Origin of the sequence: Halomonas flagellata (assembly GCF_022487945.1) — a bacterium.
GTDB lineage: Bacteria > Pseudomonadota > Gammaproteobacteria > Pseudomonadales > Halomonadaceae > Halomonas > Halomonas flagellata.
In genome coordinates this window covers 1-546 of the sequence record NZ_JAKVPY010000139.1, presented here as the reverse complement: position 1 = coordinate 546, position 546 = coordinate 1, and the positions used below count along the sequence as shown (strand labels likewise).

The 546-nt window shown below is 59.0% G+C and carries 1 pseudogene; it reads right to left on the bottom strand.

Going from position 1 to position 546, the window contains the following annotated elements:
• Nucleotides 1-546, bottom strand: a pseudogene (locus MKP05_RS21560) (hypothetical protein); the annotation flags it as partial.

Sequence of the window (546 nt, the reverse complement as noted above, 5' to 3'; positions counted from 1 at the left end):
TACGCAGCTGCATCGGTACAGTGGATTCATTCCCGGTAACAGACGCGTTGGCATCTGCCCCCTCGATAAGCATGCTTTTTGCAAAGCTCCCCGACGGAATGTACGGCAATGACTTCGCGTTCTTTCCTTTGTCGTAACTGAACGTTTTACGCTGTATCTGGTTTGGTACCGGCACAGACTGGTAGCTGACCTGCGGCGGCGGTGCCATACCATTCCCCGGATAGAATGCCCTCGGAGGCGGTACCGCGGCGCCGGTCTGCGGCGGATAACTGGCTGGTTGCGGCTCACCTTCCGGACCGGGTGGCGGTGACGGAGGAGTCGGCGCGGGCTCGCCACCAGAGACAGCCGGTTTCACGCCCAGCGCCTTCAGCTGATTCTGCATGGCTTCATTGTCACTGCTGAGTTTGTCGATACGTATCTGGTCAGCGGTTCGCGCCTTACTCAGCAGGTCCACTTCCCCCTGCAGGGAGTCAAAACGCTTGTTGAGATCAGCGGCAGTCGCCTGCATTTCGGTGGTCGCGTGCTGCTCCACCTTACTGTTGAAGC